The 12475-nt window shown below is 69.0% G+C and carries 14 protein-coding genes; 12 read left to right on the top strand and 2 right to left on the bottom strand.

Translation table 11 applies throughout. The features are described 5' to 3' along the window. Window positions 1–8: 8 nt before the first annotated feature. From prcB to R8G01_03360, 4 genes are all read left to right on the top strand, one after another. Window positions 9–824, top strand: coding sequence for a proteasome subunit beta (prcB, locus tag R8G01_03345; GenBank protein MDW3213005.1), 816 nt, complete (start codon window positions 9–11; stop codon window positions 822–824). After that, entirely contained in the window at window positions 821–1501 is a 681-nt protein-coding gene (prcA, locus tag R8G01_03350) for a proteasome subunit alpha (protein ID MDW3213006.1), read from the top strand. Before prcB ends, prcA begins: the two co-directional genes overlap by 4 nt. Window positions 1502–1513: 12 nt before the next feature. Continuing rightward, window positions 1514–3058 carry a DUF6605 domain-containing protein gene (locus R8G01_03355; GenBank protein MDW3213007.1) on the top strand — a complete coding sequence of 515 codons (1545 nt, stop codon included), beginning with the start codon at window positions 1514–1516 and terminating at the stop codon, window positions 3056–3058. Window positions 3059–3148: 90 nt separating this feature from the next. Then, window positions 3149–4204, top strand: a complete 1056-nt coding sequence (locus R8G01_03360) for a hypothetical protein (protein ID MDW3213008.1) — start codon at window positions 3149–3151, stop codon at window positions 4202–4204. 10 nt (window positions 4205–4214) lie between these two features. Here the strand turns inward: R8G01_03360 and R8G01_03365 are convergent, their stop codons facing one another. Next, window positions 4215–4655 carry a hypothetical protein gene (locus R8G01_03365; GenBank protein ID MDW3213009.1) on the bottom strand — a complete coding sequence of 147 codons (441 nt, stop codon included), beginning with the start codon at window positions 4653–4655 and terminating at the stop codon, window positions 4215–4217. Window positions 4656–4733: 78 nt separating this feature from the next. Here R8G01_03365 and R8G01_03370 point away from each other — a divergent pair, with 78 nt between their 5' ends. Genes R8G01_03370 through lepB form a run of 6 tightly spaced genes read left to right on the top strand, consistent with a single transcriptional unit; the run spans window position 4734 to window position 10225 of the window. Then, window positions 4734–5495 carry a 5-oxoprolinase subunit PxpA gene (locus tag R8G01_03370; GenBank protein MDW3213010.1) on the top strand — a complete coding sequence of 254 codons (762 nt, stop codon included), beginning with the start codon at window positions 4734–4736 and terminating at the stop codon, window positions 5493–5495. 14 nt (window positions 5496–5509) lie between these two features. Beyond that, on the top strand, window positions 5510–6112 hold the full coding sequence (gene pxpB / locus R8G01_03375) for a 5-oxoprolinase subunit PxpB (protein MDW3213011.1): 603 nt from the start codon (window positions 5510–5512) through the stop codon (window positions 6110–6112). Beyond that, a complete protein-coding gene (locus tag R8G01_03380) occupies window positions 6109–6924 on the top strand; it encodes a biotin-dependent carboxyltransferase family protein (protein ID MDW3213012.1) in 816 nt (271 codons plus the stop codon). The genes pxpB and R8G01_03380 overlap by 4 nt, the downstream gene beginning before the upstream one ends. 30 nt (window positions 6925–6954) lie before the next feature. Next, window positions 6955–8130 carry an LLM class flavin-dependent oxidoreductase gene (locus R8G01_03385; GenBank protein MDW3213013.1) on the top strand — a complete coding sequence of 392 codons (1176 nt, stop codon included), beginning with the start codon at window positions 6955–6957 and terminating at the stop codon, window positions 8128–8130. Window positions 8131–8170: 40 nt separating this feature from the next. Continuing rightward, on the top strand, window positions 8171–9529 hold the full coding sequence (gene pafA / locus R8G01_03390; protein MDW3213014.1) for a Pup--protein ligase: 1359 nt from the start codon (window positions 8171–8173) through the stop codon (window positions 9527–9529). A gap of 48 nt (window positions 9530–9577) precedes the next feature. Continuing rightward, window positions 9578–10225, top strand: a complete 648-nt coding sequence (lepB, locus tag R8G01_03395) for a signal peptidase I (GenBank protein ID MDW3213015.1) — start codon at window positions 9578–9580, stop codon at window positions 10223–10225. Between the two features lie 4 nt (window positions 10226–10229). Here the strand turns inward: lepB and R8G01_03400 are convergent, their stop codons facing one another. Continuing rightward, the gene (locus tag R8G01_03400) at window positions 10230–10967 is read right to left on the bottom strand and encodes a glycerophosphodiester phosphodiesterase (GenBank protein MDW3213016.1); all 738 of its coding nucleotides are present in this window, start codon (window positions 10965–10967) and stop codon (window positions 10230–10232) included. Window positions 10968–11003: 36 nt separating this feature from the next. On the opposite strand from R8G01_03400, the gene R8G01_03405 reads away from it, so the two are divergent. Together R8G01_03405 and tatC are read left to right on the top strand one after the other, a co-directional pair. Continuing rightward, window positions 11004–11657 carry a twin-arginine translocase TatA/TatE family subunit gene (locus tag R8G01_03405; GenBank protein MDW3213017.1) on the top strand — a complete coding sequence of 218 codons (654 nt, stop codon included), beginning with the start codon at window positions 11004–11006 and terminating at the stop codon, window positions 11655–11657. Between the two features lie 41 nt (window positions 11658–11698). Continuing rightward, complete coding sequence (tatC, locus tag R8G01_03410; protein MDW3213018.1) at window positions 11699–12466, top strand: twin-arginine translocase subunit TatC; 768 nt, start codon at window positions 11699–11701, stop codon at window positions 12464–12466. Window positions 12467–12475 lie beyond the last annotated feature (9 nt).

The following is a 12475-nucleotide window of genomic DNA, read 5'->3' on the forward strand; positions in this document are numbered from 1 at the left end:
CGGTGGCGATGCCGTTCTTCGACCCGACCACCGACCCCGGCTCGAACTTCCCGGAGCTCCTCCGGCGCAGCGGCTTCGGCGCCGCCGCCGACGTGCATGGCCCGATCGACGTCCCCCACGCCACCACCTGCGTCGCGCTGCGCTACGCCGACGGCGTGGTCATGGCGGGCGATCGTCGAGCCACGTCGGGCAACCTGATCTCGCACCGCACGATGGAGAAGGTCGTCCAGGCCGACCGGTACAGCGGCGTCGCGATCGCCGGAGCCGCCGGCCCGGCGATGGAGATGATCCGGCTGTTCCAGCTGCAACTCGAGCACTACGAGAAGGTCGAGGGCACCACCCTCAGCCTCGAGGGCAAGGCCAACCAACTCTCCGGCATGGTCCGCGGCAACCTGCCGGCGGCGATGCAGGGCATGGTCGTCGTGCCGATCTTCGCCGGCTACGACCTCCGACGTCGGATCGGGCGCCTGTTCGCCTACGACGTGACCGGTGGTCGCTACGAGGAGCGTGAGTACGTCGCCACCGGATCCGGCAGCCTGCACGCCAGCACCGTGATCAAGGTCGGTTTCAGCTCGTCGATGACCCGTGATCAGGCGATTTCCCTGGTCGCTCGGAGCCTCTGGGAGGCCGCCGACGCCGACTCCGCCACCGGTGGGCCCGACGCGCTGCGCGGGATCTACCCGGTGGTGGCCACGGTCACCGCCGAGGGCTGGACCCGCGTCGACGACACCGAGTTGACGACCACGTTCGAGGACATCGCCTCCGAGGTGCTGGCCCGATCCGAACCGATCGCCCCGGTGATCGCCGACGGAGACGAATCATGAGTACCCCGTTCTACGTCGCCCCCGAACAGGTGATGAAGGATCGCGCCGACTACGCGCGCAAGGGCATCGCCCGGGGCCGTGCGCTCGTCGCGATCCGGTACGTCGACGGCATCGTGGTCATCGGGGAGAACCCGTCCGAGACCTTGCGCAAGATCAGCGAGATCTACGACCGGATCGCATTCGCCGGAGTCGGGAAGTACAACGAGTACGACCAACTCAGGGTGGCCGGCATCCGCGCGGCCGATCTCAAGGGGTTCCAGTACTCGCGCGACGACGTCGATGCGCGCACGCTGGCCAACCAGTACGCCCAGATCCTCGGCAACATCTTCACGCACGAGATGAAGCCGATGGAGGTCGAGATCCTGGTGGCCGAAGTGGGACACGAGGCGCCCGGCGACCAGATGTTCCACATCCTCTACGACGGGACGGTGGTCGACCAGCGCGACACCGCGGTGCTCGGTGGCGACACCGACGTGATCGGTGAACGTCTGACCGAGGGTTTCGCCGACGGCATGTCGCTCGACGCGGCCGTGCAACTCGGCGTCGCCGCGCTCGCCACACCCGATCGTGAGATCCCCGCCGGTGACCTCGAGGTCGGGGTGCTCGCCCGGGGCAACGGGCGTCGCTGCTTCCAGCGCTTGTCCGACGGCGAGATCGCCGACCGACTGGCCACCTGACCGCACCAGATCGTGGCGGACGACCAGACCTTCCACGATGACATCGAGGGGTACTGCACGCCACTGAGCACCGCCGGCGAGCCGGTCGGGCTGCGCGTGTCGACGCGAGCCGAGCGGTACGACGTCGTCGTCGAACGGTGGGGAGGCCGACGCGAGACGGTGTGGCGCCACGCCGACCTGCCGGGGTCGTACACCGCTCCGCCGCCCGACGCCGACGCCGCCGGTTGTCGCTGGTCCGTCTCGGTGGAGATCCCCGTCGACGCGTCGTGGCGCTCCGGCTTCTACCTCGTCACCCTGACCGCCGCCGATGCCCCCGCCGGTCGTGACGTCGCGCACGCCTGCTTCGTCGTGCGGGGCGGCGCCACGGCCCGGTCGCGAGCGTTGTACGTGCTCGACACCAACACCTGGAACGCGTACAACACGTGGGGTGGCCGGAGCCTCTACACGGGCGGGTCGACGGTGTCGTTCGACCGGCCGTTCGCGCGCGGGATGCTGTGCCGCAGGGAGGTCGAACGCGACGATCGGAAGTCACGACCGGTCCGGCGCGGCGAAACCCCCGACGCCGACGGGCTGATCTTCCAGGAGTACCGAACGACCAATGCGTTCCCGTCGGCGATCGGCTCGGCCGGTTGGTTCACCCACGGCCGCCGGTTCGTCGAATGGGCCGAGCTCGCCGGCTACCAGTTCGACTACGCCGTCTCGGCCGACCTCGACGACGATCCGAGCCTGCTCGACGACCGAGACGTGGTCATCAGCATCGGCCACGACGAGTACTGGTCCGCCGGCCAGCGAAACGCCGTCGAGACGCACCTTGCCGCCGGCGGCGGCTTCGTCAGCTGCTCCGGCAACACGATGTTCTGGCAGGTCCGTCTCGAGCGCGCGGGCGGCGCCACGAACATGGTCTGCCACAAGTACCGGGCGCACCGCGACGATCCGGTGATCGCCGACGGTCGCCCCGATCTGACGTCGGGTATGTGGGCCGACCCGGTGGTCGGCCGACCCGAGTGGAGCGTGCTCGGCGCCGGCTCGGCCTTCGGGTTGTACCACCGGTTCGGCAACGCCACGGCTCGCGGCGTCGGCGGCTTCATCGTGTACCGGCCCGATCACTGGCTGGTCGAGGGCACGGGGCTCGGTTACGGCGACGTGCTCGGTGCGGACCACGGCGTCGTCGGGTACGAGACCGTCGGATGCCCGATCCAGCTGGACGAGTTCCAGCGGCCGATCGTAGCGCCGGGGCACGACCTGCCGACCGACATCGAGATCGTCGGTCACGTCCCGTCGAGCAACCTCGGCGTCGGCGACTACCCGACCTCGATCGCGGCGCTGAGCGACCAGGGCGACCTGGAGTTCATCGCCGAGCGGATCCACGGGCGCAACGACGAACCGAACCGGCGCAAGGTCCGACACGGCAACGCCGTCATGCTCACGTGTCGACCGTTCGGTCCCGACGGTGGAGAGGTCGTCACGATCGGGACCACCGACTGGGTGTTCGGGCTGGCCGACGACGCTTCGGTCGCACGGGTGACCGCGAACGCCCTCGACCGCTTCGTCCGCTGATCGTGGGACGCGACGGACGTCGCACCCGTTTGTCGGATCGTGGTCCTGGGTAGGCCCTTGGGTGACGAACCAACACGAAAGGGAAGTTCGATGCGACACCGACACCCGCAGCCCCGACACTCAGCCGACGATCAGCGCGATGCCACGGAGCCGGCGCTGGACGAACTCCGCGATCAGGTCGCCGCCCTACGCGAGGAGCTCGCGTCGATGCGGAGCGGGAGCTCGGTGCCCGACCGCCCGGACGACGAACCCGCAGCCGTGATGGGTTCTCGACGCCAGTTGTTGCGGGTCGCTGCAGGAACCGCCGCCGGACTCGTCGCCGGGACGGCCGTCGGCGGCGGGCAACGCGTCGCCGCCGCGGATCCCGACGACGTCGTCAAGAATCTCTCCAACGCCGTGACCGACACCACCACCCTCGACGGCTCGTTCCCCGGCCCCACGTTCAGCCTGTTCAACGACGGCACCTCCGGCAACTCGTCGGCGCTCTACGGGTCGAGCCGCACCGGGACGCCGACGGTCCGGGCCGACAACGACGCGACCGACGGTCTCGGCGGCGTCGGCGTCGCCGGAAACGCCCCGGGCGGACGTGACCTCCTGGCGCTCGGCTCGGGTCGTATCGCCATGAACGACCATACGTTCGGCAACGCCGAGGCCTACTCGTCCGGTGAGATCCACCAGACGGGCGGCACCGTCTACGCCATGGTCAGCCCGACCGATCGCCGGGAGATCGCCGGTCCGGCATCGGCCGGAGCGCTCCACCCCGTCACGCCGACGCGCGTGTACGACAGCCGTGTCCCCGTGGCGCCGTTCGGCCGACTCGACCCCGGCCAGGCGCGAGCGATCTCGGTCGCCGACGGTCGAGACGTCGTCACCGGTGCGGTCACGGTGCCCGGGCTCGTGCCCGAGGGAGCGACCGCGATCCTGTACAACCTCACCGTCGACCAGACGGTCGGACCCGGCTACCTCCAGGTGACGCCGGGTGCGGAAACCGGCATCACGGCCTCGACGATCAACTGGACCGAGACCGGCACGACCTTGGCCAACTCATCGATGGTGGGGATCGGTGCCGATCGCCTCATCCGCGTCTACTGCGCCCCTTCGGCTTCGACCCACTTCATCGTCGACGTGCTCGGGTACTACGCCTGAGTCACGGCCGTCAGGGGAGCGGCCGCGAATCGTACACCCGGCCCGACCGTTGGTTGATGAGCCAGAACCCGACGAAGAACGGACGGAATCGGCGCGGTCGCACCGCGAGCGCGTCGCCGGCTGCGGCCAAGGTGGACCGGACCGAGGGTCCGGTCAGGGCGATCGCGGCCCGATGGGGGAGTTCGACGATTGCGGTCATGGTGCCGACCGGGCGGATCAGCGAGATCTGTTCGAACGACAGGACCAGATCCTCGACGCCCAGGCGACGGGCGTACGCCGACACCTCCACCACTGCCGGCGTGCAGATCCGCAGGTGGGTTCGGTGCACCTCGAGCGACGCTCGCACCGTCCGGACCGCGCTGGCCAGGAACGCCGCCCGACATCCGGCCAGGAGGTCGCCCGGCAGCGGTGAGGGAGGCAGGGGAGGGAGCGCCGCCGGTGGTTCGGACACGTTCGCCATCTTGGCACCCGGCCGTCGACCGGTCCGAGCGACCGTCGCCGTCGATGCACCTCGTCTACGCTCGGCTGCGTGCCAGCGATCGACCTCAACTCGGACCTCGGTGAATCGTTCGGTACCTGGAAACTCGGCGATGACGAGGCGATGCTCGACCTCGTGACGAGCGCCAACGTGGCATGCGGCTTCCACGCCGGCGACCCGTCGACACTCCGACGTGTGTGCCAGGCGGCCGCCGATCGCAACGTGACGATCGGCGCTCAGGTCTCGTATCCGGACCTGGTCGGCTTCGGGCGCCGATTCATCGACATGGACCCGGCCGAACTGCGCGACGCCGTGCTCTACCAGCTCGGTGCACTCGACGGGTTCGCCCAGGTCGCCGGTACCGGCGTCGGCTACGTGAAGCCGCACGGCGCGCTCTACCACGCCTGTATCACCCACCCCGAGCAGGCCGAGGCCGTCGTCGCTGCAGCGCACGAATACGACCCGTCGATGGCCGTGCTCGGTGCTCCGGGTTCGCCGCTCCTCGCCGTCGCCGACGCGATGGGCATGGAGCCGGTTGCCGAGGCGTTCGCCGACCGTGGGTACCTCGCCGACGGTCGCCTCGTGCCGCGCTCGGCGGACGGCGCCGTCCTGACCGATCCGGCCACCGTCGCAGCCCGTGCCGTCTCGATCGCGGTCGACCATCGCGTCGAGGCGATCGACGGCACCGCGGTCGAGGTCCATGCTCGTTCGATCTGTATCCACGGCGACACGCCCGGAGCCGTCGAGATGGCCCGGGCCGTCCGCGCCGGTCTCGAGGTCGCCTCGGTCGGTCTCCATTCGTTCGTGATCTGACGGGGGCGAACGTAATGCGGATCCTGCCGATGGGGCTCGCCGCCGTCATCGTCGAGGACCTGCCGGCGCCGCCGGCTGCGTGGGCACTCGGTCTGCGAGCGCTCGACGTGCCGGGAGTCGTCGACGTCGTCCCGGCGGCGACGACCGTGCTGATCGAATGCGCCGACCCCGTCGCGTTGGACGCCGCCGTCGCCCGGCTCGACGAGGTCGTTCCCCTGTCGACGGTGGCCGACGCAGCGACGGTCACGATCGACGTGGTGTACGACGGTGCCGACCTCGCCGAGGTCGCGACGGCGTCGGGCCTGACCATCGACGAGGTCGTCGAACTGCACGCCGCCGGCGAGTACCGCGTGGCGTTCTGTGGGTTCGCTCCCGGGTTCGGCTACCTCGAGGGTCTCCCGGCGGCGCTGCACCTGCCGCGTCGGGCATCTCCCCGCGCCCGGGTGCCGTCCGGCGCGGTGGCGATCGCCGCCGAGTACACCGCGGTGTACCCGCGCCCGTCGCCCGGCGGCTGGCACCTCATCGGCACGACCGATCGGCCGATGTTCGATGTCGACCGCGACCCTCCGGCCGTGCTGCAACCCGGCGTCGTCGTGCGATTCCGGCGGGCGACATGAGCGCGCCCGCGTTCGAGGTCGTACGACCCGGGATCGCCACCACGTTCCAGGACCGGGGCCGACCCGGTCTCGCCCACCTCGGGGTGGGGGCCGCGGGCGCCGTCGACCGCGGCCTGGCGGCACTGGTCAACCGCCTGGTCGGCAACGATCCCGCATCGGTCGTGATCGAGACCTGTGGTGGTCTCGAACTCGAGGCCACGGCAGCCGTCGTCGTGGCGACCAGCGCCGACCTCGCACCGACGACGCTGGCAGCGGGGGAGCGGATCGTCGTGCGCCCGGGGGCACGCGGCCGGCTGTGGCACTACGTCGCGGTGAGCGGAGGATTCGACGTCGAGACCGTGCTGGGTTCCGCCTCTCGCGACACGCTGGCCGGGCTCGGGCCTGCACCGCTGACCGAAGGGCAGGGCCTCGAGCGGCGGCTGGCGTCCCGTGCGTACACCGCGGTCGACCACGTGCCACTCCGCGAGCTCGACCTCGTCGTCCGCGTGGCACCGGGCCCGCGGCGGGACTGGTTCTCCGATCGCTCGTGGGACCATCTGGTCTCGACCGAGTGGACGGTGACGACCACGAGCCGGATCGGCGTCCGGCTGGCCGGTGACGGAATCGAGCGCATCGTGGAGCGCGAGCTGCCGAGCGAAGGGCTGGTCAGCGGAGCGATCCAGGTCCCGCCCGGCGGTGAGCCGGTCGTGATGCTCGCCGATCACCCCACGACCGGTGGGTACCCCGTGATCGCGGTCGTGCACCCCGACGACGTGTCGACGGTCGGGCAGCACTCCGCTGGGAGTCGGATCAGGTTGCATCGCTACGGTTGAGATGTCCGTCGAATCACTGGGGGTGTTCGTATGTCAGACCGTCTGCGCTTCGGAATATTCATGGCGCCGTTCCATCAGGCCGGCGAGAACCCGACCTTGGCGATCGAGCGTGATCTCGAACTGGTCGCGCACCTCGACAAACTCGGTTGGGACGAGGCGTGGATCGGCGAGCACCACTCGGCCGGCACCGAGATCATCGCCTCGCCGGAGATCTTCATCGCTGCCGCTGCCGAGCGGACCAAGCACATCAGGCTCGGAACCGGTGTCGTGTCGCTGGCGTACCACAACCCCTTCATGATCGCCGAGCGAGCGGTCCAGCTCGACCACATGACCCGTGGGCGATTCATGCTCGGGCTCGGCCCCGGCTCGTTGCCGACCGATGCGATCATGCTCGGTCTCGACCCGACCGAGACGCGTCCCCTGCTCGAAGAGGGACTCGACGTGATCATGCAGTTGCTCACGACCGACGAACCGGTGACGAGCCAGACGAAGACCTGGAACCTCGTCGATGCCCGTCTGCACCTGCGGCCCTACTCGGATCCGCTGTTCGACATGGCGGTGCCGGCGGTGGCGTCGCCGACGGGTCCCCGACTCGCCGGCAAGCACGGCATCGGGCTGTTGAGCATCGGGGCGACGATGGAGGCCGGTTTCGACGTCCTCGCGTTGCACTGGGACGTGATGGAGGAACGAGCGGCGACGTTCGGCACGGTCGCCGATCGTGCCAAGTGGCGTCTCGTCGGCATGATGCACATCGCCGAGAGTCGCGAGCAGGCCTATCGCGATGTCGAGCACGGCATCGTCCCGTGGTTCGACTACTTCCAGCACACCGCCGCGTTCCCGCAGATGGACGTGGGCGACGCCGGAGCGGTCCGGGAGGCGATCGACTTCGTCAACAACTCGGGGCTCGGCTCGATCGGGACGGCTGACGATGCGGTGGCACAGATCGAGCGGCTGCAGAAGCAGTCGGGTGGCTTCGGGTGCTACATGACGTTGGCCCACGAATGGGCGAACCCGGAGGCGACCAAGCGCAGTTACGAACTGATCGCGCAGCGTGTGTTCCCGCACTTCCAGGGGCAGGCCTCCAGCACGCTCGACGCCAAGGCCCGGGCGCGTGAGGGCCGGACCCATCTCGCCGAGCGCAACATGCAGGCGGTCACCGACATGACCGAGAAGCACGCCGCCGAACTGGCCGCCAAGGAATCCTGACCGGAGGGGGACCGACCGCTCCGGCTGTTACGGTTCGCGCATGGACCGCCGGATCTTCGGCATCGAGAGCGAATACGGCGTCACCTGCACTCTCCGTGGGCAGCGCCGCCTGAGTCCTGACGAGGTCGCGCGATACCTGTTCCGCCGGGTGGTTTCGTGGGGGCGCTCGTCCAACGTCTTCCTGCAGAACGGCGCTCGGCTGTACCTCGACGTCGGGTCGCATCCCGAGTACGCGACGCCCGAGTGCGACTCGCTCTACGACCTCGTCGTCCACGACAAGGCGGGGGAGCGGATCCTCGAGTCGCTCGTCGAGTCGGCCGAGCAGCGGCTCGAGGAAGAATCGATCCGCGGCACGATCTACCTGTTCAAGAACAACACCGATTCGGCCGGCAACAGTTACGGCTGTCATGAGAACTACCTCACGCGGCGTGACGACGACATGGCGCACTACGCCGAGGTGTTGATCCCGTTCTTCGTCAGCCGGCAGATCTACGCCGGTGCCGGCAAGGTGCTGCAGACCGCTCGGGGTGCGACGTTCTCGATCGCGCAGCGGGCCGAGCACATCTGGGAGGGGGTCAGCTCCGCCACGACCCGGAGCCGGCCGATCATCAACACCCGCGACGAGCCGCATGCCGACGCCGAGAAGTATCGGCGACTCCACGTGATCGTCGGCGACTCCAACATGAGCGAGTACGCCACGTTCCTCAAGGTCGGCGCCGCGGCGTGCATGCTGCGCATGCTGGAGGACAGCAACGTCGTGCTGCGCGACATGACCCTGGAGAACCCGATCAGGGCGATCCGCGAGATCAGCCACGACATCACGTGCCGCCGAACGGTCCGCCTGATGAACGGGCGGGAGGTCAGCGCGCTCGACATCCAGCGGGAGTATCTCGATCGGGCACTCCGGTACGCCGACAGCCACGGATTCCCGCCGCTCGAACAGCGGGCGCTCGAGATGTGGGAACACTGCATGACCCAGCTGGAGAACGATCCGCTCAAGCTCGACCGGGAGGTCGACTGGGTGATCAAGTACAAGCTGCTCGAAGCGTTCCGCGAACGTCATGGCCTGTCGCTCGGGCACGCCAGGGTGCAGCTGCTCGACCTGCAGTACCACGACGTGTCGCGGGTGCGCAGCCCCTTCTACAAGCTGCAGCAACGAGGTCTGGTCGAACGTGTCTGTGTCGACGCCGACATCGACACGGCGATCGACCTGCCGCCGCAGACGACGCGGGCGAGGTTGCGCGGCGAGTTCGTCAAGCGGGCCAAGGAGCGCCGACGCGACTACACCGTCGACTGGGTGCACCTGAAGCTCAACGATCAGGCGCAACGGACGGTCTTGTGCAAGGACCCGTTCAAGAGTCGTGACGAGCGGGTCGAAAAGCTCATCGAATCCCTGTAGCGGTGATGACGCCGAACCGGCGTTCGCCTCGGGTACCGTGACGGCTCCGTGACCGAACTCTCCGACGCCCCCTCCGACCGTCCGGTCGCCACGGCGAGGGATACCGACGTTCCCGTGAACGAGCCCCGGAGCACCGGCCTCCCGCCCGGCGCTCGGGCATTCTTCGACTGGGTCGTCGTCGTCGGCGTGGCGCTGCTCGTGGCGGTGCTGGTCCGTACGTTCCTGCTCGCACACTTCGTCGTCGAGGGCACGTCGATGTACTCGACGCTCGACACCGGCGACCGTGTGTTCGTGAACAAGATGTCGTATCGCCTCCGCGACCCCAACCGCGGCGACGTCGTCGTGCTCCACGAACTGACGGGGACCACCGAACGCGACCTGATCAAGCGTGTGATCGCCCTGCCGGGCGAAGAGATCCGGATGGAGAACTGCGAGGTCTTCATCGACGAGGACCCCAGCGACTCGGTGCCGGCGCAACGGCTCAACGAGCCCTACCTCGACCCGACGGTCGTGACCCCGGGCAACTGCGGCTTGTCGGTCCAGCCGCTGATCGTCGAAGAGGGGCACGTCTTCGTCATGGGCGACAACCGACCCGGATCGCAAGACAGTCGGGCGCTCGGCACGATCTCCTACGACGACCTCGTCGGGCGGGCGTTCGTCGTGTTCTGGCCGCGTTCGTCGTGGCAGTGGCTCTGAGCCGTCAGCCGACGTCGCCCGAGCCGATCTCCGCGTCGAACGCGTCGACCATGCGGTCGACGTAGTCGCTGTACACCGCATCGATCCCCATACGGAACGCCGGGCGCAACACGTGCTCGTGCTGGAGGTCCCACGAGAACGCCGTGCGACCGAAGCGGTGGAACAGGGCGACGAGACCGCCGTTCCAATCGGCCTTGCGGAGGTTGATGCCGTCGATGCCGATCTCGGCCAGGCGGGCGGCCCGGCGCTCGGGGCCCTCGTCGATCCGGTGCAGGCGGGTCGAGTCGACGAGCTTGACGTCGTCGTCGAGCCCGCGCAGCTCGGCCAGGGCATCGAGTTCGTGGTGACACAGCCACACTCGGGGGAGCAGCTCGGGAGCGTGCTCCCGGACGGTCCGGATGACCTCGTGACCCGTGCCGGGCCCCTTCAGATCGAGTGAGAGGTGGTAGTCGGTGCCGCAGGCCTCGAACAGCTCGGTCAGCGTGGGAATGTGCTCGGGGAGTTCGGCGCGGCGGAGCTCGCCGATCGGCCGCTTCTTGAAACGACCGACGCGGATTTCACCGTCGTGGTCGAGCACCGCGATGCCGTCGGCGGTGATCCAGACGTCGCTCTCCAGACCGGTCGCTCCGAGCTTGAGCGCGAGCGCGAACGACTCGATCGTGTTCTCCGGCGCGTACGCCTTCGCGCCCCGGTGGGCGAAGGTGATCGGCGGGTCGAGGAGGGAGGGGAGTCGCTGCTGCACGCGTTCCTATCCTGCCAGCCTCATAGACTGCGCTCCGTGTTCAACCTCCAGGGCAGCGAAATCATCATCGTGCTGCTGCTCGCACTCGTGGTGCTGGGCCCGGAGAAGTTGCCCGACGCGATGCGCAAGATGGGGCAGGCGTACGCCGAACTGAAGAAGATGTCGTCGGGGTTCCAGAGCGAGTTCCGGGCGGCGGTCGACGAGCCGATGCGCGAGATCCGAGACACGGCGAACGTGCTGCGCGACTCGGCCGACTTCACGAAGCTGCAGGACGGCGAACGCCCCGAGAAGCCCAAGTCCGGTGAGATGGCAGACCTCGCACCCGCCGACGCCGACCAGGTACCGACCGACGACACGCCGACGTTCGACACGCCGAGGGCCGAGGCGGCCAACGGGCCGGGCCCAGCGACCGATTCGAAGCCGTCGCCGTTCGCCGACACGGAGCAGGACGAGGCGCCGAGCGCCGAGCGGCCACCGACCGGACGGACACCGATCCCGGCGCCGCCGCCGCCCTTCAGCGGCATGCGTGCGCCCGTCGACCCGGATGCGGCACCGGCCGAGCCGGATGAGGCCGCGGTCGACCCGACCACGACCACGGCAGCGGAGCCGGCCGCACCGGAGGCGGCCGGCGACGTGGCCGACCCCGACGGAGCCTCGACCCTCGACGACGAGGCCGACACGACTCGATGAGCAGATTTCGTCGGTCGGCCAAGCCCGACCCCACGGCGCCCATGAGCTTGTTCGAGCACCTTGCCGAACTGCGTATGCGCATCATCCGCTCCGGTCTCGCCGTGCTGATCGGCGCCGTGATCGTCGTCGCGTTCTACGACACCGTGCTCGGATGGCTCATCAAGCCGTACCTCGACCTCTGCCGACGCCGCGAGCCCGGCTACTGCGGCGATTCGTACGACCCGGCGGCCGACCAGGTCGACCTGTTCATCCTCGACCCGGTGGAGGGCCTGACCACCCGGCTCCGGGTGGCGTTCTACGGCGGCATCATCCTCGCGCTGCCGGTGCTGCTCTGGCAGCTGTGGAAGTTCGTCGTCCCGGCCTTGCACAAGTCGGAGCGGCGGTACGCAGTCGGATTCGTCGCCTCGTCCGTCCTGCTGTTCCTCACCGGTGGAGCGATCGCGTTCAGCACGTTGGGTCGTGCGCTCGAATTCCTGATCGACTGGGCCGGGAGCGACGTCGACCAGGTGTTCCAGGTGACGGCCTACATCCGACTGGTCACGTTGATGGTCGTGGCGTTCGGCGTCGGTTTCACGATCCCGGTCATGCTGGTGTTCCTGCAGCTCCTCGGCGTCCTCACGCCGCAGGTGCTGCTGGGAGCTTGGCGGTACGCAATCGTCGGCACGTTCCTCGTCGCAGCCGCGATCACCCCGTCGGGCGACCCGATCTCGCTGCTCGCCCTGTCGGTGCCCATGGTGGTGCTGTACTTCGTCGCCATCCTGATCGGCCGCATCGTGCAGCGTCGCCGAGCACGCAACGAAGCCACCTGAGCGATGGCA

This window comes from Ilumatobacteraceae bacterium, assembly GCA_033344875.1.
GTDB lineage: Bacteria > Actinomycetota > Acidimicrobiia > Acidimicrobiales > Ilumatobacteraceae > Ilumatobacter.